This is a genomic window from Escherichia sp. MOD1-EC5189 (genome assembly GCF_002966045.1).
GTDB lineage: Bacteria > Pseudomonadota > Gammaproteobacteria > Enterobacterales > Enterobacteriaceae > Escherichia > Escherichia coli_F.
The window spans coordinates 48,927-74,734 of sequence record NZ_PTRX01000024.1 but is presented as its reverse complement, the minus strand read 5'-3'; the positions used below and the strand labels follow the sequence as shown (position 1 = coordinate 74,734).

The 25,808-nt window shown below is 43.4% G+C and carries 18 protein-coding genes and 3 pseudogenes; 4 read left to right on the top strand and 17 right to left on the bottom strand.

Annotated elements, in window-relative coordinates; all coding sequences use genetic code 11:
- The 4 genes from ATB02_RS19110 to ATB02_RS19095 all read right to left on the bottom strand — a co-directional run.
- Positions 1-452: pyridoxal-dependent decarboxylase (locus ATB02_RS19110; RefSeq protein WP_088542987.1), on the bottom strand; the 452-nt coding region annotated here is incomplete at its 3' end.
- Between the two features lie 361 nt (positions 453-813).
- Entirely contained in the window at positions 814-3,597 is a 2,784-nt protein-coding gene (locus ATB02_RS19105) for a M16 family metallopeptidase (protein ID WP_198600586.1), read from the bottom strand.
- 56 nt (positions 3,598-3,653) lie between these two features.
- Positions 3,654-6,026, bottom strand: coding sequence for a TonB-dependent receptor plug domain-containing protein (locus ATB02_RS19100; RefSeq protein ID WP_105272094.1), 2,373 nt, complete (start codon positions 6,024-6,026; stop codon positions 3,654-3,656).
- A gap of 37 nt (positions 6,027-6,063) precedes the next feature.
- Complete coding sequence (locus ATB02_RS19095) at positions 6,064-7,749, bottom strand: ABC transporter ATP-binding protein/permease (RefSeq protein ID WP_105272093.1); 1,686 nt, start codon at positions 7,747-7,749, stop codon at positions 6,064-6,066.
- Between the two features lie 199 nt (positions 7,750-7,948).
- Between ATB02_RS19095 and ATB02_RS26195 the strand changes: the two genes are divergently transcribed.
- Positions 7,949-8,074 carry a hypothetical protein gene (locus tag ATB02_RS26195; RefSeq protein ID WP_122083086.1) on the top strand — a complete coding sequence of 42 codons (126 nt, stop codon included), beginning with the start codon at positions 7,949-7,951 and terminating at the stop codon, positions 8,072-8,074.
- Here the strand turns inward: ATB02_RS26195 and ATB02_RS19090 are convergent.
- From ATB02_RS19090 to fimA, 11 genes are all read right to left on the bottom strand, one after another.
- Complete coding sequence (locus ATB02_RS19090) at positions 8,040-9,197, bottom strand: anaerobic sulfatase maturase (protein WP_105272092.1); 1,158 nt, start codon at positions 9,195-9,197, stop codon at positions 8,040-8,042. The two genes, ATB02_RS26195 and ATB02_RS19090, sit on opposite strands and share 35 nt — an antisense overlap.
- 51 nt (positions 9,198-9,248) lie before the next feature.
- Positions 9,249-10,931 carry a sulfatase-like hydrolase/transferase gene (locus tag ATB02_RS19085; protein WP_001353200.1) on the bottom strand — a complete coding sequence of 561 codons (1,683 nt, stop codon included), beginning with the start codon at positions 10,929-10,931 and terminating at the stop codon, positions 9,249-9,251.
- A 400-nt stretch (positions 10,932-11,331) separates the two neighbouring features.
- The gene (gene ydeO, locus ATB02_RS19080; RefSeq protein WP_032303032.1) at positions 11,332-12,093 is read right to left on the bottom strand and encodes an acid stress response transcriptional regulator YdeO; all 762 of its coding nucleotides are present in this window, start codon (positions 12,091-12,093) and stop codon (positions 11,332-11,334) included.
- A 74-nt stretch (positions 12,094-12,167) separates the two neighbouring features.
- Entirely contained in the window at positions 12,168-12,365 is a 198-nt protein-coding gene (gene safA / locus ATB02_RS19075) for a two-component system connector SafA (protein WP_000543389.1), read from the bottom strand.
- A gap of 247 nt (positions 12,366-12,612) precedes the next feature.
- Positions 12,613-14,892, bottom strand: coding sequence for an acid resistance putative oxidoreductase YdeP (gene ydeP, locus ATB02_RS19070; protein WP_105272091.1), 2,280 nt, complete (start codon positions 14,890-14,892; stop codon positions 12,613-12,615).
- 348 nt (positions 14,893-15,240) lie between these two features.
- Positions 15,241-16,155 (bottom strand): fimbrial protein, encoded by a 915-nt coding sequence (locus ATB02_RS19065; RefSeq protein WP_105272090.1) that lies wholly within the window; start codon positions 16,153-16,155, stop codon positions 15,241-15,243.
- A gap of 58 nt (positions 16,156-16,213) precedes the next feature.
- Entirely contained in the window at positions 16,214-16,717 is a 504-nt protein-coding gene (locus ATB02_RS19060; RefSeq protein WP_032184240.1) for a fimbrial protein, read from the bottom strand.
- 12 nt (positions 16,718-16,729) lie between these two features.
- Positions 16,730-17,260 carry a fimbrial protein gene (locus tag ATB02_RS19055; RefSeq protein WP_000682251.1) on the bottom strand — a complete coding sequence of 177 codons (531 nt, stop codon included), beginning with the start codon at positions 17,258-17,260 and terminating at the stop codon, positions 16,730-16,732.
- A 13-nt stretch (positions 17,261-17,273) separates the two neighbouring features.
- Positions 17,274-19,925, bottom strand: coding sequence for a fimbria/pilus outer membrane usher protein (locus ATB02_RS19050; RefSeq protein ID WP_105272089.1), 2,652 nt, complete (start codon positions 19,923-19,925; stop codon positions 17,274-17,276).
- Between the two features lie 43 nt (positions 19,926-19,968).
- Complete coding sequence (locus ATB02_RS19045; RefSeq protein WP_032184243.1) at positions 19,969-20,679, bottom strand: fimbria/pilus periplasmic chaperone; 711 nt, start codon at positions 20,677-20,679, stop codon at positions 19,969-19,971.
- 360 nt (positions 20,680-21,039) lie between these two features.
- The gene (fimA, locus tag ATB02_RS19040; protein WP_001360630.1) at positions 21,040-21,603 is read right to left on the bottom strand and encodes a type 1 fimbrial major subunit FimA; all 564 of its coding nucleotides are present in this window, start codon (positions 21,601-21,603) and stop codon (positions 21,040-21,042) included.
- A 456-nt stretch (positions 21,604-22,059) separates the two neighbouring features.
- Here fimA and ATB02_RS26190 point away from each other — a divergent pair.
- Positions 22,060-22,217 (top strand): annotated as a pseudogene (locus ATB02_RS26190) (alpha/beta hydrolase); the annotation flags it as partial.
- Between the two features lie 322 nt (positions 22,218-22,539).
- Positions 22,540-22,677 (top strand): annotated as a pseudogene (locus ATB02_RS19035) (helix-turn-helix domain-containing protein); the annotation flags it as partial.
- 55 nt (positions 22,678-22,732) lie between these two features.
- Here the strand turns inward: ATB02_RS19035 and ATB02_RS19030 are convergent.
- Both ATB02_RS19030 and ATB02_RS19025 read right to left on the bottom strand, forming a co-directional pair.
- Complete coding sequence (locus tag ATB02_RS19030; protein ID WP_105272088.1) at positions 22,733-24,688, bottom strand: ankyrin repeat domain-containing protein; 1,956 nt, start codon at positions 24,686-24,688, stop codon at positions 22,733-22,735.
- Positions 24,689-24,857: 169 nt separating this feature from the next.
- Positions 24,858-25,247, bottom strand: a complete 390-nt coding sequence (locus tag ATB02_RS19025; RefSeq protein WP_032184246.1) for a hypothetical protein — start codon at positions 25,245-25,247, stop codon at positions 24,858-24,860.
- Between the two features lie 192 nt (positions 25,248-25,439).
- Between ATB02_RS19025 and ATB02_RS26745 the strand changes: the two are divergent.
- Positions 25,440-25,586, top strand: a pseudogene (locus tag ATB02_RS26745) (helix-turn-helix domain-containing protein); the annotation flags it as partial.
- Positions 25,587-25,808: the final 222 nt, after the last annotated feature.

Here is a 25,808-nt window from a genome sequence, read left to right as displayed (position 1 = left end):
GGCTTGCCTGCGGCTTCCATACGCTTGCGCCAACGCCATTTCATCGCCATCCCGCCGAGCATACAGGCCTCGGAAGAACCAATGGTGTTGGTGCCAACGGCCTGACCATTTTTCGGCGCAGGCGCATGCCACAGATCGGCAACCATGTTTACGCAACGCAGGTCGATGGCTGCAGATTGCGGATATTCTTCTTTGTCGATCCAGTTTTTGTTAATGGATAAATCCATCAACTTGTGGACATTTTCGTCGTCCCAGGTCTGGCAGAAAGTGGCCAGGTTCTGACGAGCGTTGCCATCAAGATATAATTCATCATTGATAATCTGGAATGCGACATCATCGCGCATTTCGTGCAGCGGAAATCGTTTTGATTCTGCAATAGTGGAAATAGACTTAGCGCCAAAACGTGAATCGAGTAATTCCGACCTTAAATCCGTTACTTGCTTCTTATCCATTTTAAACTCCTTAAAATGATTGGATCGCATTAAAAAAGTAGGATTTATCGATAAAGTAAGCAAGTACAAAGGACTCGTGTTTAAATAACAAAATCCTAATGTTATTTATCGTGAGATATTATGCGAATAATATATTTTCATTGAAAATCAATATATTATTGAATTCTTGGGTGGTGGCAAGGTGTTTTATGTTGTTATTTTTATGCACTTTCTACGCCTCCTGAATTATCACGTAAAAATCAGACCTTAAAATATCACTATTAGTACTTGGTTATTATTTTGAACGCATTTATAAAATTATTACATAAAAATAGCGAATATTGATAAAATCCCCGCCAACGATGTGTTGACGGGGCTGTTATTATTTTGGCAATAATACTCCGGTATAAGTATTTACCGGATGAGAAAGATATTGTTTAACGGTAGTATTAACATTCTCTACCGTCATTTGTTTCAACAATTGCTCCTGCTCAGTCCATGCTGCAGGATCGTCATATTGAATAAGACTATTTACAATGGTGTTCGCTAATTGTTGAACGCTACGCTGTTGGATATCGAGGCTGAGCTGAACGTTTTGCTGGTATTCGTTCAGTTCTTGCTTACTGATCCCTTTAGCCAGACGCTTAACCATCACTTCATTCGCTAACGCTAACAGTTCTTCATGCCGTTCTGGTTGACAAGTAAAAGCCAGCAAATGGGTGATATCTTTGGCCTGAGGATCAACCGAGAGGCGAGAAGAAACGCTGTATGCCCCAGATGCCTGTTCACGAATATTAATGCGTAGATCTTTTGCCAGTGCGACGTTAAAAGCATCGAGCGCCATACGCGTCTCCAGATTTACAGGTGTCCGGGAATCATAACGATTCCACTGTGAAACCTGTGCCACAGGTTCATTTTGTTCTTTTACTGTAACCGATGCGTTGTCCGTCGCGCGAGTTAATGGTTTACCTGCGGCTAATGGCGAATCAGAGTGTTTTATTGATCCTAAGTAACGCGTAATTAACGGCAGAAGTTTGTCTTCTGCGACATTACCGACAACGACAAACGTGATATCCGCTGGAGATGAAAATAACTGGCGATCGGCTGCCAGCGCGTCTGCGGCAGTAAATTGTGCAATCTGTTTTTCTTGCAGTAATTTCGTACGATCATCAGCATAGCGCTTCTCATACATCTGCTGGGCGAATTTCTCTGCTGGACGCTGGTCGAGCGTTTTCAACGCCTGAATTTGAGCATTTTGTAGCGATGCCCAAATATTGTCATTAATCGTGCTGTGAGTGATTCGCTGGTTAATCAACTGGAAACCAGGTTCAGGATTATTAGCCCGCGCGCTCACGGAGAGCAACGTATTCAGCCCACTGACTTTGCTGCTCATGGTTACCGAGTTTTCCGCACTCCAGCGTTTCAGGCTGGAAGAGGAGAGATCACCAACGCCGCTGCCACTCACCGCTTTATTTGCCAGCGCGATAAGTGATTTTTGCTCCGCAGGGAAACTTAAATCACCTTTATTAGATACGGCAATAATTTGTAGCTTTTGCTCTTCACCCGCTGATTTTGCCAGAATAACCCTGGCACCATTAGAAAGTGTTAATGATGTCAGATTCTCAGCCAGTGTTTCTTTACTGCTAATTTCCGCCTGTGGGTCAGCGTCTACTGTTAACGATAAATTTCTGGCTGGGAAGATGTAAGCCGCCAGCTTTTTGTTGGCGTACTCTTTTTCCAGCGCCAGGATAGCCGCAGGAGACAATGCTTTTTTGGCGGCAACTTCATTGTTTACCATTTGCTCCCAAAATGCGTCCTGGTTCTTTCTTAGCTGCTGCCATTTTTCCGCCAGACTTTGCACGGTAATTTGCGGCCACAGACGTTTCGAAAGTTGGTATGTCTCTTCCGGCGACAAGAACGGCGTATTATTTAACGAGCTGGACGCCAGGCGACTGGTCAGCATACGTAAATCGCGTTCAGCTTGCTGATCAACCGCATTTTTCAGCCAGGTTAGGCGGGTAGTTTTAACATCGTCGAGTTCTTCAGCAGAAAAACCATGTTGATCGAGGGTTGCCAACTCTGCCATTAATGCATTCGCAGCATCCTGCATATTATTGTCACGTGCATTTACACGGAAAAACAGCGACTGATAATCGGGTGCAATTTTAACGCTGCGCGCAGTGCCACCAGAAATAGTCTTCAACTCGCCCGACTGTATACGTTCCTGCAGACGTTGATTGAACAGCTGAACCAACATGCTCCATTCCGCTTGTTCGATAAAGCTTTGCTCATCGTTTACTTGTACCAGTGGCAGGCGATAATAGAGTGCAATGCCGTTCACCCGGTTTTCTTTATCATTAATAATATTAAAGCGTAGATTGTTTTCTGCTTTTGTCGGCCAGACGCGATTTTCAGCTGCTTTATTAGCCGGGAGCTTACTTAAATTATCCTTTATCAGCGCCAGCGCTTCTTTACTGTCGATATCGCCGACCACAATAAAGGTCATATTATTGGGTTGATACCAGCGTTGATAAAATTGGCGCAATTGTGCCGGTGTGACTGTGGCAACAGTATCCATCAGGCCGATAGGTTCACGGTCTAAATTACGTGTATTTGCCAAAAGAAAAGGGCGGCGCGCCTGAGATGTACGCCATTTCGCATCCTGATGTGCACGCCATTCCTCAGTAATTACGCCGCGTTCAGCGTCTACTTCGAGTTTTTCAAAGGTTGCGGCATTACTCCATTCACTGAAGATTGCCATCACTTGTTGCAGATTTTGTTTCTGCGTAGTCGGCAAACTCACCTGATACACTGTTTCGTCATAGCTGGTATAGGCATTAACATCGCGACCAAAACGCAGGCCCATCGACTCAAATGTTTCGATGACTTTATTACCCGGCCATGTTTTTGTGCCGTTAAACATCATATGTTCTACAAAATGAGCCACGCCGCGCTCATTGTCTTCTTCCTGCAATGAACCGGTATGAATTTGCAGCCATAAATTTACCTGATCCTTTGGTTGAGCATGCGGATAAATCAGATATCGCAAGCCATTGTCCAGTTGTCCGGTAATTAACTTTTCATCCTGCGGTAAGGCGGCGGCAATCAGTCGCCCGGGGAGCAACAGAGTTGCCACTAACGTCAGTAAGAAACAGAGGTTTCTCATAATTATCTCCATGCGAAAACCGGGCGAATTTACCCGGTTAAGTAAAATCCGAACTATTAAAATTTCATGCTGACATCAAGCCAGAAAGTACGGCCACTGGCGTAGGTCGCCACGCCGGTATTCGTTGTATCAACAGCGGTTTTGCTATCCAGTACATTGAGAATATCGGCACTGATCGTCAGGTTTTGTTGTTTCAGAAATTGTGGCCTCCAGGACAAGCGGGTGTCCCAGGTCAGGCTGCTATCCAGTTTTTCGTCAACATACTGCTTGTAATCTGAATATTCGCTGATGTATTGCGCATTCGTCTTACCCAGGATAATGCGAGCTTTACGCGCTTCTTGCCAGGTCAGCGTATTCGCCCACACCAACCCGCTCGGTTGATGCGTGAAATCCATGTTTAAGGAGATCTTTAGTGGATTATTAAAATCCGCCACTGGAACGCTATCGTAAGAGACCAGATTACCGTTATAAACAACCTGGTTATCACCTGTATTGCTCTCCTCATAACCATTGTTTAACGACAAGTTGCCCTTGCTCTTGATATAGCTAAAGACAATTTGTGGGTTAATATCTACCTGGCTGATATGCAGGGGTTCGGCCAGTTCAAAACTGAGGTTGAACGAATGCGTTTTGGTTTTACCGTCGTTGTTATATTCAGTAATGGTGGTTTTAGTCGCGCTATCGGTACGACTGCTTTTGCTGATTTGATCATGCGCTTCACGGTAAACATAGTTTGCGCGCGCAATAACGTTCTTACCGATTTTTTGCTGCAATCCCATTGCCAGTTCATCGTTATAAGGCGTTTTCAAATCCTGATAGCGCGTCAGGGTTTTATTGCCTGATACCGATTCTGTCCAGCTATTGCGGATATCACGTAATCCCATATCAAGAATATTCCCGCCATAGTAACGGTTATAACCTGCGGTAATCATTGAGGTTTGATCAGCAAAAATATCCCATTCCGTCATAAAGCGCGGGGAGATATTGTGGTTTGACAGATAGTTATCATAGTCATACCGCACGCCGGGCATTAACGACACATTACGCCAGTTAATGCGATCCGCCATATACAGCGTGTAATTGTCTATTCCCAGGCTGCCTTTACCTTTATGGTAAATGGTATGGTTAGTTTTCTTTCCGGCAGCATTAATCACATAGGATTCAGACTGGTTATGGCGTTCAGTCCATGCATCGGAATAGATGTATTCCGCGCCGAAGTAGGGTTGATGCGAAACATTACCCACGGCGAATTTTTGCCAGTCAAGGCGTGTTTTGAAGGTGTAATTATCTACAGCCTGGGAAATGTGTCCTAATCCGCCACGGGTGCAACGCCCTGAAATATCACCATATGTACATGAAAGTTCGGTGTACCAGATGTCATGATCGTGACGGGTATAATCACTAATATGATCCCAACCAACGGTGGTACGCAGTTTGGCCCATGCGAGCTGGGTATCCATATCCCATGCCAGACCATAGGATTTATTACCCATTTCGCGATCAGACTCCGGGAAGGTGCTGGTATTATAATCACGGCTGGAGCCGGTATATTTTAAGGTTAAATCGTGGGTAAAGCGGTCGCTGGCAAACCAGGTAAATTTGCTCAATGCAGTATCGATAACGTTTTTATACTGTGCCCTGCCGGCGACAATGCCGTCATTCGAAACATAATCCGCGCGGATGATATCAGACTGGCGGCGCGATAAACCGGCGGTAACGCCAAAGTTATCAGCGAGTTCCTGATTAAACGACAAGGTATAAAAGTTCTTTTTAAAATCTGGAGAGTAATAAGTACTTCCTGAAGAACCTTGATTAAATGCGCTCTTGTTATTCTCATCGATATGCGATGTTAACCAGTCCGACCGCGTAGTGCGATAACCCAGTTTCACGCTGCTATCATCAGCGTTGAAGCGTTTGATCTTTGCATCAATTACCCCGCCATTGAAGCGGCCAAATTCAACCGGCACAAAACTGTCATAAAGTGTCACATTGTCCAGTAAGCTGACATCCAGATAATAACCCTGTGACATCCCGCTAATATTGGTTGCACTACTGGCATCGGACTCATTCGCCGGGTTCAAGTTGTTAGTTGCACTTATACCGTCAATCAAATAGGCATTCTGATAGGGCGATGCACCGTGAATAGAGATTTTCTCCGGGCGAATATCGCCCTGGTTCAACGAAGTACTTTGCGTTGTATCCATGCGCACCGCGGGGTTGGTTTTCAGCAGATCGCTGATATTGCCATTCCCGGTCGGTAGGCGCTCTATACTTTCACTGGTGTAATGCGTGTTCCCGTTTACAGGCACAGGGACAGGCGCATAGACCGTCATCTCTTCAAAAACAGGCATGTACTTATTTTTGTCATCGACAGCCTGCGCCACATCAGCGCCACATAAAATGACGCCAGGAATAAGAACTCGCTTCATTTATTTTTATCTCCGTACAGCAGGGCTTTTATTGTTTTTATAAAACCGCGCTAATGTCGCAAATATCATCAGCCAGGCTCCAGACACCAGGTTGATGTGTGACCATAATGACGCCGCTTGAGGGTAGTTTTTCACGCACTAAACGCAGTAAGCGGATAGCCTCTTGTTCCTCAAGATGAGAGGTAGTTTCGTCAAGAAATATCCATTTCGGACGTCGTAAAATTAATCGAGCCAGGGCGATACGTTGTTTTTCGCCGCTGGAAAGAATATCTCCCCAGCGATCGTGATCATGAATACGCGCAGCCAATTTCCCCAGACCAACCTGATGCAGTACTTCGCTCAACGATTTATCGTCTACGGACAGGGGAAGTGCTTTACAAATAATCTCTTTCAGTAAGCCGGTTTTGATTAACGGTGTTTGTGACACATACCAACTGTCAGCAGGAGACGAAATATCACCTTTAAACCACGGCCAGCAGTGGGATAATGTTTTAAGCAGTGTGGTTTTTCCCGCACCAGAGTAACCTTTCAGTAATAGCCATTTGCCTGGCGAAACATGAAAGTTCAGGTTCTCTAATATGATCTTATTATCAGGAGTACGAATACTCGCGTCAGCCACTTGTACCGCATGTTGGCAATTTTTAGGCTTATTCGTAGGGCGCTGTTCGGTGAGTTGATGGAACTCATACAAGCGATCGATAACCGCAGCCAGTTCAGCAAGTTCATCATATTTATAAATAAACCAGCTTAAATTGTTCGATACCAGCATAAATGCCTGGCGTGATTTCATCAGTCCGCCCAGATTGATCTGTCCGCTAATAAACTGCGGCAATAACAGAAAGTAGGGAAGAACGCTAAGCGAGCGCGAATAAATATTCTGCCAGTAATCAAGCCACCGCTGGCGATTCATTAAACGATGCCAGTTCTCTTTAATGATATGAAAATTGTCGCTCAACTCCTGCCGTTGTAGAGATTCAGCATTGCTTAGCGCAATCAGTTCTGCCTGCTTATTATGCTGCACAAGATTAGTTCGAAATGTCGCTTCGCTACGTTGTTTTTCCACATTAAGCGGACGAATACGTTTACCAACCTTATGGGTAAATAAAGTTCCACCGATCACAATGAGCACGACGGTATAGACCATATACCCCTGGATATTCCATTCTGTTCCACTAACAGTGAATGAGAGCGTACCCGCGCTTTGCCAAAGAATAATGGTAAAGGTGATCAGCATGCTCAGTGACTGGATGAAACCAAATGAAAGGCTGAGCGTTTTGCTGATCAGTAAGAGAATGTCTTCAGCGATACGTTGGTCAGGGTTATCTGTATTTTTATGCTCGCCGTAGATCTGCGTGAAGTAGTAGTTTTTATCTGCAAACCAGCGATTAAGGTAGTAATCTGTTAACCATTCGCGCCAGCGAATAGTCAGTAGTTTAATTAACCATGTTTTGTTTACGGATATTAATACAAAGATCCCCAGCAGGGCAGGGAACCAAAGGACAAGCTGCCAAAGCTTATCAGTTTCTTTCTGGCTTAGCGCATTGAAAAAATCATTATTCCAGTCGTTTAACCAGACCTGAATTTTAACCACGCCAAGGATCATGGCGAGGATAATAATGATTAACAACACTGAAGTTTTATTATTCTTACGCAGCCAAAAGGGCTTCAGCAGACAGAGATACTTTGCTATCAACATACAAAACGTAATGGGAATGGTTATCATTAGCGAAAATTGATTGTGCCATTCAATGATTATCTATGGCAATGATTTACTGATGAAATTTATTTAAGTATCATTTAACAATTTGAAATATAAAGAAATATTTGATTTTCAGTTGTTATGGTTATGCTATTGATAATCAAGGGCATTGCTAATGCTCTGACGCACACCACGTAAGCCAGGATTTTCGCAAAGGAAGATGATGAAGACGAAACACCCGACAGGAATTTATGTCGGGTGCCTTGTTAAGGTCATAAGAAGGAGGCTAAGAATGGAACTAAGGGGGAGCGTTATTAATTATTCTCCATTTGTTTTGCAACATCCATAATGTGGTAAAGCGGAACTCTGTTCTTAGCTAACTCCACCATGGCGTTCATATAAGGCACCATTGTTGAAAAAAGGATTTTATAACCTTCACAAAAATAGGAAACAGTCTCATTGTTTACTTTAGTAATACGATGCTTAGGACAACCGCCATTGCAGATAGGTTTATATACACATTGCTGACATTTCGCTGAAATCTGTTTTTTTTGCGCTGTCAGTTGAACACTATTCATCGTTTTGAGTTCAGATTTATTAATGTTTCCAATTTTGTACTGTGGATAGACAAAATGGTCGCATTCGTAAATGTCTCCATTACTTTCAACAACCAGATTATCCTTGCAGGACTCCTGGAAAATACAACTGGTATGCCCATTCCCCAAAAAACGGCTGACAAAGCTTTCAAACTGACGGATGAAAATTTCACCCACATCGTTTTTAACCCATTGCATAAAAATGGTTGACATAAACTTGCCATAAGCCGTGGGAGGCACAGAAAAATCAATGATACGGAATGTGTTCTCACTATGACCACTGAAATCAATATTCGGCGTCCCGGTTTCGAGCAATTCGATAAATTGCATATGTTTACTGCCGATAGATTTTAAAAAATGATAAACCTCAAGAGGGTAATGGACATTAACGTTATTAATGACGGTTAACGTATTAAACTCTACTTGATATGATTTCAGACGCTCGATGGCTGCTATCACTTTTGCAAAAGTACCGTTACCTGAATTACTGCGTCTGTAACGGTCATGTAGCTCCTGGGGTCCATCGATCGAGATACCAACCAGAAACTCATGTTCTTTGAGAAAGGCACACCATTCATTATTCAATAAAATGCCATTCGTTTGTAATGCATTAAAAATACGTTTTTGGCCTGCATAGCGTTGTTGATAGTGAATAACTTTACGGAAAAAATCCAGGCCAGCCAGAGTGGGTTCACCACCTTGCCAGGTAAAATAGACCTGATTGCCAGACGCTGCGATATATTGTTTGATGAACTCTTTCAGAGTGCTGTCATCCATCCATTTTTCATGAGTAAACTGCGACTCTTTTTCAAGGTAAAAACAGTAATCACATTTGAGATTACATTGAAAACTGGAGGGTTTGGCTGTAACGTGCATCGCTATCTCGCTCAATAAGGCGGCGGAAAAATCCGCCGCATGAAGGTTTAGTTATTTCGCTTCGCTTAGTGCTTTCTTGATATTGTTAAACTTCTCCTGATTTACCTCGCTAAGCGGTGGCTGGCTGTTGTCGATAAACTCTCTTACCACGCCTTGCATCTCTTTAACGACCTGCGGATTGGCGGCGGCAAGGTTATCTTTTTGCTGTAGATCCGTCAGTTTGTATAGACCTAACTGATTATTTTCTACTGTATAGACAAGCGAATAATCGTTATTTCTCACCGTATAAGAGAATTGGCTTAAGTCCTCGGTGTTGGGGTTATGCGGGTAATCATCTGACTGATGGCGGACAAATTTGTGGTAATTATCCCAGAATGGAATATTTTCCTCATCAAACCAGTGAGAATAAGATGTTATCCATGTCAGATTTTTATGTGGCTCACCTTGTTTCTTATCTTGCAACCAGGGCAGCAAGGAAACACCATCCAATTTTAGCTCTTTTGGAATGCTGATATCGGCTGCATCAAGAGCTGTCGGGTAGAAATCCATTGCGGAAATCAGCTTGTCATAATTACCGGGTTGAAGTTTTCCTTTCCACCACATAAACATTGGGGTGTGAGTACCGCCAGGATAGGTCTGACTCTTATAGCCTTTTTGCGCCCCGTTCAGCGGCAGAGGACCATCGATAACTGCACCATTATCAGAGGTAAATAGAATAATTGTATTGTCATACTGTCCGTTTTTCTTTAGTTGTTCAAGAATGCGTTTTACGCCCTGATCAACAGAATAAACGGAAGCGTAGTAGTTATCTGCTGTTTGGCTACCGGTATTAAATTGCTTCTGATATTGCTCTGGTGCAGGGTTGTCGTTTGGCAGGTGCGGAGCATTATAAGCCAGGTAAAGCATAAAAGGCTGGTCAAGTGTTTTAGCACGATCAACAACGCCAATTGCCTCATCGGTTAACTGATCGCTGATATAACCTTTTGCGGGGACGCGCTCACGATTTTTGAACAGAGAAGGGGAGTTATAATATGCCGTTCCTGCAGCGTGGAATCCCATAAAGTAATCAAAACCACGGTTTTGAGGTTGCCATTCTTCCGCAGAAAATGTGGTGAAGTTGTCATGATAGTCACGCGTTTGTTTATCTTCTGGTACTGGCACATTACTGATTTTTGACAAGTGCCATTTACCTACTGCAGCAGTGTAATAACCATGATTCTGGAATAATTCAGGCAAGAAAGTTTCTGTCAGCGGAATACCATCCTGAGCATCAGTATTGGAGTACACACCAAAACGAGCGGGCGCTCGACCGGTCATTATTGCGGCGCGGGAGGGACCGGAAACCCCGTGCGCCACATAGCCGTTAGTAAAACGTACACCTTCATCCATTAACGAAAGGAGTGTTGGCGTTGATTTTTGTGCAGCTTCAATGGCTTTATCTATCCCTATTTTGTAGGTATCGACAACTTCACGATTTTCCATTGTTTTTGGGTCAAAAGAACCCTTATCAAAAGGAAGTTGTCCATAACCCAGATCATCCATGGTCAGTACGATGATATTTGGCTTTCCTTTAGTACTGTATTCAGTCGGCGTAAAGTCTGAGAAAGCAACGTTTGTTTTAGTTGCTTTCAGCTTTACATCATCTGCCGCATGAGCGGTAAATGCAGCCATACCAGATGCCAGTATCAAAGATATCGAGGTACTTACGACACTTTTCTTCAATGCAGACTTCATAAATGTTCCTCTTCTTATTGTACTTAATTCCAAAGTAATTTTACGAAGAGAAATAAGATGATGTAAGTGAAGTGAGTCACATAAAGAGATAGCAGATCTGGCTAAAAAAAGAGAAACAACAGTCTAAAAAGCGTTGACATTGCTTTCTGTTGAGCTAAGTAATTTTTCAATGCTAAATATCTAACTAATTGATATTTAGTGTATTTATGTGTTTTGATGGCAATTTATTGCATTGGGATCATAAATAAACATGAAACAGATTATTTAGATGCATAAATATGTGATGTATATCACCAATTCTCATCATAAAATACAATTCGTAATGACACATTGGGGCAGGTAATAGCTGCCCCTTTAATTCTTACTTAGCGTTTGTAGTTGACTATACGTGAGCAAATAATCAATTAGCCAAAGCATTCATCGTGTTGCCCGTGTTCATATTCGTGTGCCTTTGACAACGGTACTCCTTTGAAACTCTCTTTGGACTGTTGCCGAAATGTTTGCGGAAAGCATAAATAAAATAAGATGTACTGGCATAACCACATTTTTCGGCAATTTTATTGACTGAACCCTCTACGCGTATCAAATTTTTTGCGTGTTGCATTCTGGCATCTAAAAGAATTTGTGAGAATGTCGTTTGCTCTTGCTTTAGTTTTTTCTTCAGCAGGCTTTCACTAATATACAGGCAATCACAAATATCTTTTAGTTTCCATGGGTGTGCCAGCTTCATATTGACAATGTTTCTCACTTTCCCTGATACGGATAGCACACCGTTAGTTAATAGTGTAATGAAACCTTTGCATGCGGCAAAAATAGACAGGCAAGAAAAAAGCAAAAGTTCTGAAAAATTATGATGATTGCGTTCTTCCGAGTTGAGATAAGCAATCATTTCATTAAGCAATCCAGTCGGTACATTTGAAGCACGTAAAAACTTCGCAGGAACAGGCACCGTCACTGTCTGGATGTTAGTGCATTGTAGATATTTTTTAATGGTATTTTCATTAAATCCGATTTCTTTAAAATGCCGCTCATAAGGTTCAAAATGCGTACGAACAGCGTTATCTACCATCAAGATCTCGCCGTCAGAGAAGGCGTAATCTTTATCTAAAATGTTAGCGTTGAAGGCATGATGAATAAATATAACAGAACAAACGAGCGACATTTTATCTCCTTAAAACAATAAAGTTTTTATCGATACTTTTTTAACATTTCATATTTATAATTTGCTGTTTATTTTCAGTCTTGCAAACTATTGATAATGAAATGTGTAAGATCTCTTGCAATGCGACCCATTTCTGAAATACCCAGCTGATCAATTGCCGAAAAAATGGCTATCAACGTAAGTGTCAGTAATAAGACAACCACAATTACAGACATGATTTCTTTATAGTTGTCTCTTTGCGTGATTTTGTTTTTCACTGTGGTCGCATGCATTTCAAATATGTTTATTTAGCGGATAACGTTAAAAATCGTTAATCAGTATGCTTAATATAACAGGCTGGAAAAAAGAGGAAATAGGACTGGTGCTTCAGTACTGAGCGGAGTTTCTTACAGCTGTAGGCGGAGGTATATATCTTATAGCGAGCAGTTTAATTTAGCACATGTGAGTAAATTGCGCGACAATGGTCAATGAGGAATTCTTCTGCTGTGCGGATGACAGCAGAAGAAATGAGGAGGCGAATTAATTTGATGGTTCTAATTCAACCGGAATACTTTTATAGCCAGGAATGCCACTTAATGGATCGTGGTTATCAAGTGTTAGCATGTGATTCGATTCTGGAAAATAGGTCACCAGTGAGCGGTCAGCCATGGGGTAAATGACCACTTTTAATCTATCCATGCGGCGTGAGCTACGCTTACCCTCTGGCGTGAGTGCAATAAGATTAACTCTTTCGCCGTTTTTTACACCGCAAACTTTAGCTTGTTTAGCACTCATGAAGACCACATCTCGTTGACCGAATACCCCTCGATAGCGATCATCCATACCATAAATCGTCGTGTTGTACTGATCGTGACTGCGTACTGTCGCCATGACCAGCTTACTGTTAAACGCCGAAGAGGGATCTTCTAACAGCCCTTTGCTGGTAATGAAATTAGCCTTACCTGACGACGTCAGCCAGCGCCTTTCAGCAGCTGCGTTTATGAGGTGAAAACCACCAGGATGGCGGATGCGCTGGTTATAGTCGGCGAACTCTGGCAGCACAGCTTCAATGTCATTGCGAATGCGATCATAATCTTCCACCAGATGCTCCCAGGCCACCACGCTCTGAGGGAGCGCTGCCTGCGCGATTCCCGCGACCACAGCACACTCTGATTTCAGCATGACACCTGCGGGTTTTAACACGCCACGCGAGGCATGAATCATTGACATTGAATCCTCAACGGTTACCGCCTGCGCACCGCTTTTTTGCATGTCAATCTCGCTACGTCCCAGAACCGGCAGAATATAGCTATGCCGTGCGGTCAGCAGATGAGAGCGGTTAAGCTTTGTGGCAACGTGTACCGCCAGATCTAATTGCGTTAACGGTACAGCGCTCGCTTCCCGATCTGGCATTGCCAGTGCAAAGTTGCCCCCCATGCAGATCAATGCTCGAGCTTGCCCCGTACATATTGCTTGCATGCTGGCGATTGCAGCATGTCCAGGTGCATGAGGTGGGGTGAAGCCATAGCGCTCACCCAGGCGAGCCAGAAACTCTGCAGACGGTTTCTCGGTGATACCGACGGTTCGGTCGCCCTGTACATTAGAGTGACCACGTAGTGGGCAGATACCCGCACCAGGCTTGCCAATGTTACCTTTCATCAACAGCAGATTGATCAGTTGCTGTACGTTCTGGGTACCATGTTCGTGCTGAGTGATCCCCATTCCGTAACAGATAATGGTTCGTTCGGCAGCGGCATATGCATCAGCAAGTTCGCCGATTTGTGTCTGACTTAGTCCAGAAATACGTTCGATATCTTTCCACTCGGAATTGAGAACGTCACGGCGTAGCTCGTCAAAGCCGACGGTATGCGTTTGAATGAATTCGTCATCCAGCAATGAGGGCCGACCCGCAGCACTTGCAGCATCATCGCGCTCAATTAACAGGCGCATCATCCCCTTTAGCAACGCCATATCGCCACCAATGCGCACATTATAGTAAGCACTAGCCAATTGAGTCTCGGAGTTCGTCAGCATTTCAAACGGGTTCTGTGGTGCGGTAAATCGCTCCAGGCCACGCTCCTGCAGAGGATTGATGGCAATCATTTTCGCTCCCCGTTTCACTAAAGCGCGCAACGAAGTCAGCATGCGAGGGTGGTTTGTACCAGGGTTATGCCCAATGCAAATTACTAAATCGCATTTCTCAAAGTCTTCCAGTAACACGGTCCCTTTACCCACGCCGATACTCGCAGCCAAACCTACGCTGGTCGGTTCATGGCACATGTTTGAGCAGTCGGGAAAGTTATTGGTACCGTATTCACGGGCAAAAAGCTGATAAAGAAAGGCTGCTTCATTGGAAGTGCGGCCCGAAGTATAGAATTCAACCTGATTTGGATCACTATAGCTTTGAAGACGTGCGCCAATTTCGTCGAAAGCTTGTTGCCAGCTTAATGGCTGGTAACAGTCGCTGACGGCATCATATTTCAAAGGTTGAGTGAGACGCCCCGCAGCCTCGAGTTCGTGATCTCCCCAGGTAAGTAATGATTGAACCGTATTCTCAGCGAAAAAAGAGGCATTCACCTGTTTATCGGTGACTTCCCAGGCGATTGCTTTTGCGCCGTTTTCACAAATGTCGAATGACGCGCTGTGCTTAGGATCTGGCCATGCACATCCTGGACAGTCAAAGCCTTCTGGCTTATTCATGTCAAACATGGCAATCACTTCCTGGCGTATATCCATCTGCTTACGGACTGCATTCGCTACAGATTTGACAGCCCCCCAACCACCGGCAGCTCCCTGGTAGGATTCAATTTTTTTCTTCATCAGCTTATCCTGTGTGGAAATGAATTATTAGGATTTGTAATAGCGATGATGCGCAGTATATATAATGGGTTTATCGGCCATTTGGATATATGAGAGTAGGGGGCTACTCTCATTCTATTTTTAACTCATTATCGTCAAATAACAGAATAGTATAAATGCGATAAGTTAAGCATCATCTCTCATAGTCTTTAAGTTAACATACTTTTCAATATATAAAATAAGACTCTGACTTCAATTGTGCGCGGATTTTCTTACAGGTGTAGGATAATTTCTTTCAGGAAAGAATTATCCGCGTAATTTTAGTGAATGGAAAGCACAACCTAAAGTATAACAGGGTCAACATCACAATTATTCATAGATAAATGTAACGCCAATGACTGACTGTACTGCTCCAGCTGCGACCTTGCTACCGGTCTGTCCATAAGTTGCACTTAAGCCCAGGGGTACTTTGCTTTTATTTACAGTTCCCAGGGAGACATTTTCTCCCGTAGCCAGTATTTTTCCATTACGCATCAGGGAGACACCGACTCCTGATGCTTTTGTTGCGTCAGGTGCTGTATTAGCAAACACTTGTCGGGCACTGTCAGTGGTAGCGCCCGAAAGATAAAATGAGAGCTTTTGCTCACTTGAGCAATATACGCCCAGGGGTATTTCTGCGCTTCCAGGAAAGTCCGGGAGACTCACTGTGACATTACGACTATCAACGGTACAGCCGCCCGTTGGCATAACAACACTGTTATTTGAAATAATATTCCATGTAAAGTTACGCGGATTTCCACTTCCTAACGTTGCAATTTTATACATATGAATGCGAGCAATAACTTCTCCCGCGTTTATGACAACGCCACCGGCCGCCCCGACAGGGGTAATATAGAGTTTTAACGGTAAGGGCATCGGTGTCTTATCACCAATATCCAGCACGTTGGTATTTGTCGTCAACGGAAAGGGGTAGGTCACATTATTCCAGTACAGCGATCCTTTATATGACTGTAGGGAGCCTGCGAAAGCTGAGCCTTGTATTAAGTTAATATGATCTGTGTCGTACCAGCCGCCGTAATCATTCCAGCAACTTATATGCTGAGACAAATCTACAACCAGATTCTGACCTGGTTGAATGACAGGATCGAGATTAACATACACAGAAGTTGTACCTGCGCCAATACTTGACCCACCATCAACATTACAACTGAAGGCGAAGACTTTACCTGCCATCAAAAGAAAATAAATACTGAACAGGACATTTATACTAATTTTTTTTCCCATGATAAATCCTTAGGTTAAAAATTGATTTAAAAAAGAGGCTTATAAAATCGAATCGATGTTATTGCCAGGTATAGATCACATTGATTAGCGCCTCGATCGTTCCCTGGCTTGCGTTTCCATTCACCGTGATAGCTCTTGCCTTAAGTGGAAACTGTGCATTACGTGTGATCTCATCAACAATAACCGTTTTGCTATCGCCACTTTTTAACGTCGCCTCCTGATCATCCCTCAGCTCTATTTGAATATTTTCGGCACTACCTTCATTTTTGTAATAACCCGTATTGTCAGTTGAACCTGTTACGATTGCCGTCACTGCACTTGTTTCAATCGGACAATCGGTTAATGATAAAGTAATATTGTGCCAGCCAGATGCAGAACCAGGTTGTTGCAGATTGCGTGTATAAAGATCCCCGAGATTAACGCTAGCCTCTTTGGTTTGAATAGTGCAGGGTTTAGCAACTACCCGACCATTAACAGTGATAGTGACATCAGCGGCCTGAAGCGTTGCTGAAAATAGCGCACAGAGCGTAGCCAACAGAAGTCTTTGGAAAGTTCTATTCATATCTGACTCTGATTATTGAAATTCAAGGGTAAATGTTGCCGAAGCGCTAACCAGTCCTGGATTGACGGACTTTTGTGTTGACTTCAAACGGGCCGAGTAAGGCAAAATATTATCCTGATCAGGAGTCAGAGGGATCCACTGCATTCCGGTATGAAGGTCATTTATTTTTACTGGGCGCATATTTCCGTCCAGAATTTCAATACCCAAACCGGAAGCAGAATTGCTTCCTTCATCCAGTTTCAGCAGAGTATTATTTTCTAAATCCTCTATCCCGCTAAATGCAACCCGAACCCCCGTAGTCCCTTTGCTACATTCACTTAACGTAATCTGGAAAGGAACGGTTGGACTTGTGCTTCCAGTCGTTGGGAATTGCCGGGCACTGTGTTTTTGTAGGTCTACGGTAAAATTAAGCGAATCAGATGAAACTGTGCAGCCATAATCCAGGACGCGCCCGCTAATTTTAATAACGCTATCTGCAGATAAAGCAGAATAGGTGGTTAACCCCAGACATAACCCGAGGAAAATAATGCTATTGTGTTTCATAATCTAGTGTTCCTTAGCGACAGACTGCTGTTTGCTGACTCAGTAAGTTCCCAGGAGAGACTTCAGGAAGCTTGTAATTAACAATACATTTAGCGTTTGCATTGTTGCCCCATGAAACCTGTAATTTTCCTGATTGTGGAAGTCCTGTCAGATAGACCTGACCATTTTCAGCAACAATGCTGCCATTGTTATTGTCACCGTGAGTCACAATTGCACCGAATGGAACTGGTTTATTGCCGTATTTCAGAGTCATTAATACTTTACCGCCGATTTGTGCATTAAATGTTGCTCTGGCAATAGCACCATGAGTAGGGATGACCGTGACCACGGTTTCATCCAGTTCAACATTATCGGCAAGGGAATTAGCGTTAAGAGCGACACGATTTTCTCTATATTCTGTCGCAAATGGTAATATTGCATAGCCACGCCAGTCTGTATGTATTCCTGTCTGGTTCTCTATTTTAACATCCTCCGCGCCAGGAGCCTTAACCAGAACCATAGTGTCACCCATCGGCTGTCCAAAGGTGACACCATCAGCATGAGCAATAATTCCACCACTCATTCCGTAGTAAAACTGGTTGCTATCTCCATTACGACTGTAACCGACATTAGTATTACCGTAAGCCCCTCGATAATTAAGAGAACTGTAACCACTGGTGCCAGATGATGCATTACCTCCGCGGGTATTACCGACCTGAACACTATAATTCAGGTTATTATCCGGCAGCAGTGTGCCATAAACCCCAGATAGATTGGTCATACCGCCTTTCAAATCGTTTGACATGCTATAACTAGCGTTTGAATTACGAAATGCCGACTGACTGTCTGTACGCATCCAATGACTGAAGGGAACATTAAGTGTAAAAGCGAGTAAATGATCCCGATCGTTTTGCCATATATTACTGGAATAGCTATAATTCAGCGAAGTCGTAATATCGCCAAACGGTACATTTAACCCGAATGATATTTGCTGAACGCTGCGTGACGTGTTCCAGTAACTTTGGCGACTGGCACTGAAAAAGGTCGTACCGTAATTTCCAAGCTGCTGAGAAATACTTATTTGTTCCTGACCACGTTTACTATAGTACAGATTAAAATAATCAATAAATTGTATCTGTTCATTGGTGTCTCCGGTCGGAGGCTTGACGGTGTAACCACTCATTCGACTGTATGCACTGTCAGATAAGTTATAAAATCCCTGCGTAGAATATCTATATCCTGCGATCTGGATATTCGTTCCCGTCTGATAGAAAGATTTACTGTAGACAGATTTTACCGATTGTCCGCTGTGACGAGTATCATCCGCAAGTGTCGTATTGGCTTGCGTGATATCGACAGAAAAGGCACCTAAAAGGCCAAGATCTTTACCAATACCCACGTTGAAAGCTTGATAATCTTCTGCAATTTGCATCCCGCCATAAGGTGTCCAGTTTCCCTCCAGACCATGCATTACGCTGCCCTGAATGAATTTTGGGGAGCTTTGCAGGTTATTTCCACTACGATATTCTCCCAAGGCAAGTGCATAACGCGTATAACCAGCACGTTGGAGAACCGGGACAGATGAATAAGGGACATATAAAGTCTGAATACTGCCGTCTGCCTCTTTTATCGTAACTTGCAGATCACCGCCATTGGCCGCAGAGTTAATATCATCAATAGTAAAAGGGCCGGGAGGGACCGTAGTCTGATAAACATCGTATCCGTTCTGTTTAACACTGACTTGGGCTGTGCCACGGGCTATACCATGAATCACCGGAGCAAAACCATGTTGGCTATCGGGCAACATCGCTTCCGTTGAGTTTATTTTAAGGCCACGAAAGTTCACACTTTCAAAAATATCGCCATCGGTATAACTATCACCCACCGTTAACCGTGAGCGTAAGGGAATAATGTCACGTTCAGCAGACGTATTGATATGTTGCCATTTATTGCTGTCAGATGGGTTGTTACTCCCACTGTTATAACTCCACGTTGAGTTATCACGTAGTCGCCAACTGCCAATGTTGATGCCACTCTGCAAATTCAGATATGCATAGTTGGTTTTGCTGGCGTTATGGTTACTACGATTGTTGATAGAATTACCATTAAAACTATAGTTCAGTAGGCCTGCGTTTATTCCTTCTTCCCACAGGTCAGGAGAGACATAACCATGGGCCATTCTGCCGACATAAATCTGCGGAACGGAGAGCGACAGATGTTGCTGACCAACATCAAACTCAGTAGATGCATCAGCCAAACGATCCTGAAGTGGTGTACATGCGTTGTTATCCGGCACATTTTTTCCTGCCAAATGGTCCTTATTGGCTAATAACGCTGATTTTTTTATGCCAAGACTGACAAGAAGGTCTGTACTCAGACATGGGGTGAGATCTGCGTTATTATCATCTGCAACAAAAGTAACATCCCGAGTGGTCATAAATTCGTCGTTCAAATAAATATCGACCCGATATGTACCAGGTGGTGCCTCGCGTCCCTTAGCAAAGGCAGATAAATCAACAGACTCAGCAAGATCATTGCTTAAAAACCGTGGATTAAAATAATACTCTGCTTCTACGGGAAAAACCGCTGTAGCTAAGCCAAGGGCAAAGGTAAGCCGTGCAAAGCGAGGCAGTAGTAACACATGATGCATACGATATGCCTTAAATGCGGCACGAAAGGCTGTCATTATTAGTTCCGATTGAGTTTATGCTTATTAATTAGGTCAGTTGTTACTGCATGGTTGCCTTAATACGCGGTGTTAATGCACCGTAATCATTGATCGTCTGAAAGCTGATATCCCCGGATGTACCGTGAGGGAAATCCACAGAAATCTCACCTTTTGGAGGCACCATGGTGTTTGGGAGATCGCTATTTCCTGCTTTCATATTCGTTACGGTAATGAAGTAGGGGGTCGGATTAATAAGTGTCAGTTTGCTACCACTGCGGCGGAAACGAAGCATTTCCGGAGCTTGGTCAGGTGCCATTGCCAAATTCGTTGGGCGATAGAACATTTTTATGCGGCTAATAATTGCGAGCTGTAATGTATTTGCATTTTTCTGATCTTTTTCCATAGCAGGAATAGCTTTGACATTTACCCAAAACAGGCTTTCCCGGTCGCTCGGTAACTGATGATTAGTGGCGTTGATAATCCGCAGCGTATTCTCTTTTTTGCCTTGCATCGAAAAAAGCGGTGGGGTAATGACAAACTGGGTATCTTTTTGGTCACCCGCATTTTCTATCCATGACTGAATAAGATAGACACTGGCAGGATCATTATTCGTGACAGGCAATAGAACCTGTTTCTGATTTGCTGGAAAGATTACACGAGTTGCACCTAGAGCTACCGCTGCATTGGCAATGGTACTATGGCAAAGAAAGATCAATGAAAGTAATACTGTCGCCATAAAAGAAACAGAGTAGGGCGTACGAGTCGTCTGCATCTGATGTGTTCTCCATGTGTTGATAGGCTAAGCGGGGGAAACCGTCACATCAGAAAATGGTAAATATTGCTAATGCTATGGCGGATGGCCGGGTTTCCAGACTTAATGCGCTGGTAATAAAATTTGGTTCTCTATTGAAATAAAAATTGTCTTCAAAGTGATTTTTAAAATCACAGTAAATTTAACTGTCTTGTTTATTAATCGTTTAGATACTCTATGATTTTTTCATATCGTTCCAAGATATAAGTCATTCCTTAGTAATAATGAGATAAATATTGATGAATTTTTTCGGGTGTGAGTAGCCATGCCACACACACCCTGTTTTAATTTCAGATGACGCATAGCCACCCGAATACTCAATTATAGGTATTGGACTTTGAAGGTCGCATCTGCATTTGCAGTACCGGCCACTGACTGCCCGAGGGCAATATAACGAGCCTGGAATGGCAGTATATTCGTGCCATCAATCAAGTCAGTTTTAGCGCTAAAAGTTGCCCCATCCAGTATTAATACCTCCCCCGTACGGTCCAAAATTTGGATACCGACATTCTGGGCAGAGCCTGCCGCTGAACTCTGAAGCGCCAGCGTATCGTCATTACTGGTGACAGTAGTCCCCAGGAATGCAACAGCCGCATTACTGGAAACATTGGTATCACAATCATTCAGCTTGATATTGAAGCCTACAGCGCTACTGAGGTCACCCGCTTTAGCCAGGCGAGAAGAACGGACCTGACCCAGTTCAACCGTTTGGTTCATTGATTCTGAGTCAATCGCACAAGCGGCATTTACCACTTCACCTTTAAAATGAATAACACCGCCATTAACGGTGGTAGTAACTGACTCATCACCTTCGGCAGCGTTAACAGCAGCCGAAGACATCGCCAACACAGATACGACAATCATTCCGACATGTTTGAGTTTCATAATTCTCCAAAGTTTATATTTAAGCAGCTGAATAAAGAAATATAACAATTCAGTCATTCGGTTATTGCTTATAAAAAAGAATCATTCTTGATTAGCCTGTCGCCCTGAAAATATAATTTCCTGAGTTATTACATCTGATGAAGAACGATAATATCTTTAAATCACAAGGACGCTCAGTCACAACAAGCTTATAACTGCACTTGTTGTAGAGAGTATTTTCAAAGACTTTTTCATATCGCCAAATAACATGACGATTTCATTATGCATGATGTTTATAAACAACGTCTAAACAGAATATGATTGCGAATATGGAAAATGTCAGGAAAGGTCAAGAGTTATTAATGTTTTATATGGCCAAATAACATTAGGAATGTTTGATGTTTTTTTGTTGTCATTATTTCTTGATGGATTATTATTTGGCAATCTATAATCCACGCACCAATCTTATTGTGAAGTATCAGGTTACCCGGTATTTGCGGCTGGGGAGGTATGGTTTTGAACGACGCCGCAATGGATGCCCGCGTGAAAGCGATGGCTACGACATGAGCCGGGCGCTGGGCCATGGCATAGGTGAGGGCAAAGACCGTTATTTCACCGCCGACCGTCGTTCTGTTTACAGTCAGCAGGAAAGTCGTTGCCGCAGGCGACTGTGTGAATCGTCAGTTCGTGGCAGAATATCCTGACCAGCTGTGGGTGGCTGATAACTCCGATGGAGCGCTACTTTGAACTTGCTGAGAAAACGCCATACTCTGATGCCGTTCACGCAAACTATCAGCCCAATGAGGAGCATATACAGGAACAGAATAACCAGCTTGAACTTGAGTTGAGAATATTGAAAACGATGTCTATGAATCACACAATTTATTATCGAATACGGTGACCGCCTGAGCGGCCACCTTTAATCGTGGGCGGTTACACAGAATTATTTACAGTGTCCGTCACTACGGCATTTCTCCTGCCACTAGCTACAAGTGGCTTAAACGTTGGACCGATGAAGGTTTATCCGGTCTTCAGGACCAGATACGTACTCTTCAGCCTTCCCCGAACCGTTCGTCCTACGACCTCATTGCGCTTTTTCTTCCGCTTTCCATGCTTTAGCCATGCAGGGGGCCACGGGATGTGCAGGGCCTTACCCCACAACAGTGAGCCCCGGCACTTTTACATTATCCCGCATCTCTTCGCCGAGGGGGGTAAGTCCGGCTGGGGTCAGGTAGGGTTTGACAGTGTCCACATTAATGTTTAGGTTCCGACAGTACTCCTCTAAACTCCCGGCCGCACGCCGTACACTCGCTTCACTCCATTGCCGGAGTTGTCCGTAGGTGAGGCTGGTTTCAGAGTGCCTTGTTATTTCGTCTGTTTTTGGTTTTCCAGTTTCTGTCAATACAATATGGCTGACAATATTTAATTCCCTCAGCAAATCAACAGGAATATCTGACTTATTATCCATCAGTATGTTATCGAACAGCATTTTGTACATGCTTATCAGTTTGTCCTTATTCCCTCTGTCCATACCTTTGGTCCAACCCGAGATGTCTTCGTCGATTTTTGCAAACAGAAACTTTTGTATATCCGCGCCGGTAATGTCAAACTTATCATTCAGCATGGGGAGCGCGTCCAGTATGGTCTTCAGTATTTCCACATGTCCGTGCGCTATGGCTAAAGATATCCCTGTCCAGCCGTTGCCGTTTTTTGAAGCCAGTATATCATTGAGGACATAGTCTTTGGTAATATTAAACTCCCCCTTCATCGAGCAGAGACGGTTCAGCATGGCCTTCACTATTTCCACATGACCATCAGACATAGCATTCGCCATCCCCGTCATGCCATTCGCATTTCTTACAGACAGGAAACCCAGAATATCGTCTTTGGTAAATATCTCCTCCGGTAGCGCGCAGAGATTATCCAGCATGAACTTCAGCATATTTACCCTCCCATATGACATGACCTTAAATAAACCCGAGGGATTTTTGGAAGTTTTATCGTTGAATGAAGACAGTATATTAAAGACATCCTCTTTGCTGAGTTGTAATTTCTCGGCATGGTCGGGGAGTAACCGTTGCATAGCGGTCACTATGTTTTCTTTCCCATTAAGCATGGCTTTGCTCAAAGCACGATCATCACCCCTACGTGGATTGATTAAATCCCGCATCTCATCATTGGTAATTCCAAACCTCTTGACCACGTCGGGAAGCATTTCCAACATCGTTATCAGTATTTTATCATGTCCTTCCGTCATGGCAATTTCCGACCCTTCAATCGAATTAGATCTCGGATCAGAGTTTTTTGCTTTCAGTAACCTCAGTACATCATTTTTGTTAATGTCATAATTATCGGGCAGTTTGGCGAGCAAACCCAGTATTGTAGCCAGCATGTCATAGCGTCCGTTCTTCATGGCCATATACAAACCCGGGGTACCCCCTTCGCTTGACGTCTCCAGTAATTTTAGCATCTTACTGGAGGTGAGTCCGCCTTTACCGGTAAGTTCGGACAGGTGAAGGCTTTCAATCAAATCTGTATCCCCGTCCCGCATAGCCCTGAACAAAATGCTCTCACCCCTGTTGTCGCAAGCCATCAGCTCTTCTAAAATGTCATACCTGTAAAGCTTGTTCGCAACCAGATCATAGGAGGTTTGGTAATTTCTCGGACAATATTTTTCTATGAGGTTTTGTTTAACGTTTGTAAACTCTTTTTCTGTACAACATATTGATTCTTTCCCCCCGGCACAACTGATGAACAACTGTTTCGCTTCCGGGTCAAAGTTTATTTCTACATAAACCTCGCCACTCTCATCCCGGATGACATATCTGTACTTCTCTTCCTGAATGGCGCTTTTAAAAATCAACTTAAGATATTCCATGCCTTCCCGCATATTCTCATTGTTCGGAATTTTTTCGCTTCCTAACAAATGAGCAATAGCATATAATAACTTTTTGACCCAACTGGAAAATCCTCCGGTACTTGTATCAAGTATGGCTTTGACACCCGCCAGTGGCATCATGTTTCCATCATAGTACAGGTCTTTTGTAGTATTTGTAGTAGAAGATCTGAGTATTATAGTGTGGACATCACCATTAACGGACATCATAATAATCACCTTTTAATTTATCGAACCCATTACTGACATTAACAGAAATCTGAATATTATCCCGGATAATGTCGGGATAAAGATTCACCTGATACTATTGATACTATTTTAAAACCGGAGAAAAACTATCAAATATCGCTCATTTTAAATGATTTCTTTTATGCTTTTGTCATTCAGAAGTTACCCCACCTGGGGCACCTGCCTCACGATATTCGAATTCGAGTTTCTCCACAGGGATACCAGACAGGTCGGTTTTGTCGAAACAGTCACTGGCTGGTATATTCAGCTTAAGGCAGGCGCTGATACTCAATTTTTGCAAATTGTTTATTACTTTTTTCCAATCCGTACCAGGTGCCATACAAAGAGGTTCGCCAAATAATTCCCCGTCGCTATTGTCGCAGTTTGTATTATTCACATCAAAATCATCCCGGGAAATTCTATCCACCAGGGAAACCCAGTCTTCTTTTAGCGAAATAATATCATTGTAAATTTTATCCTTCACAGTCGGCGGTGTAGAAATACCGCGATACTGGTCATTTACACTATGAACAGGTTGCATGGTTGTAGCTCCGTTAAACGTCTGACTAAAAGTAAACTATTATCCACAGATGCAGGTAAAACATTCTCAGGTGTTCATCTGAATTCAAAAGAAAAAAGCAACTGACTTGAACGAGAAATTTACGGGGTCACATGATGATACGATTCATTCCATTCTTCGTTCTAAGCATTCGAGGCAAATGAAGATGAATCAGTGTCTGAAAAAAATCCGATACCAGAGCGACTTAAGGAAGCGAGATGCAGGGCGGGATTATCACAGCGCTCTCTGGGTCTCCTTGTTGGCTTTGACCCTGCATCGGCTAGCAGTCGTATGAATCATTATGAGACAGGACGCCATGTTAAGCCGCCATTGACGATGCATCTTGGTTCATGAAGTAAGTTAACAGTCAATATGATTTAACTTATGTTGAGTATAAATGTGCCGTTGCTAGCGATTGTAGCTGGTGAACTGCAAAACCACCGGAAACGCACCAGATAAATTTTAACCACATGAATACCTGGCAAAATGCGCGAATTTTGATAGCCGGTTCACGGGAATATGGACAGAATCCGGCTTTTCATC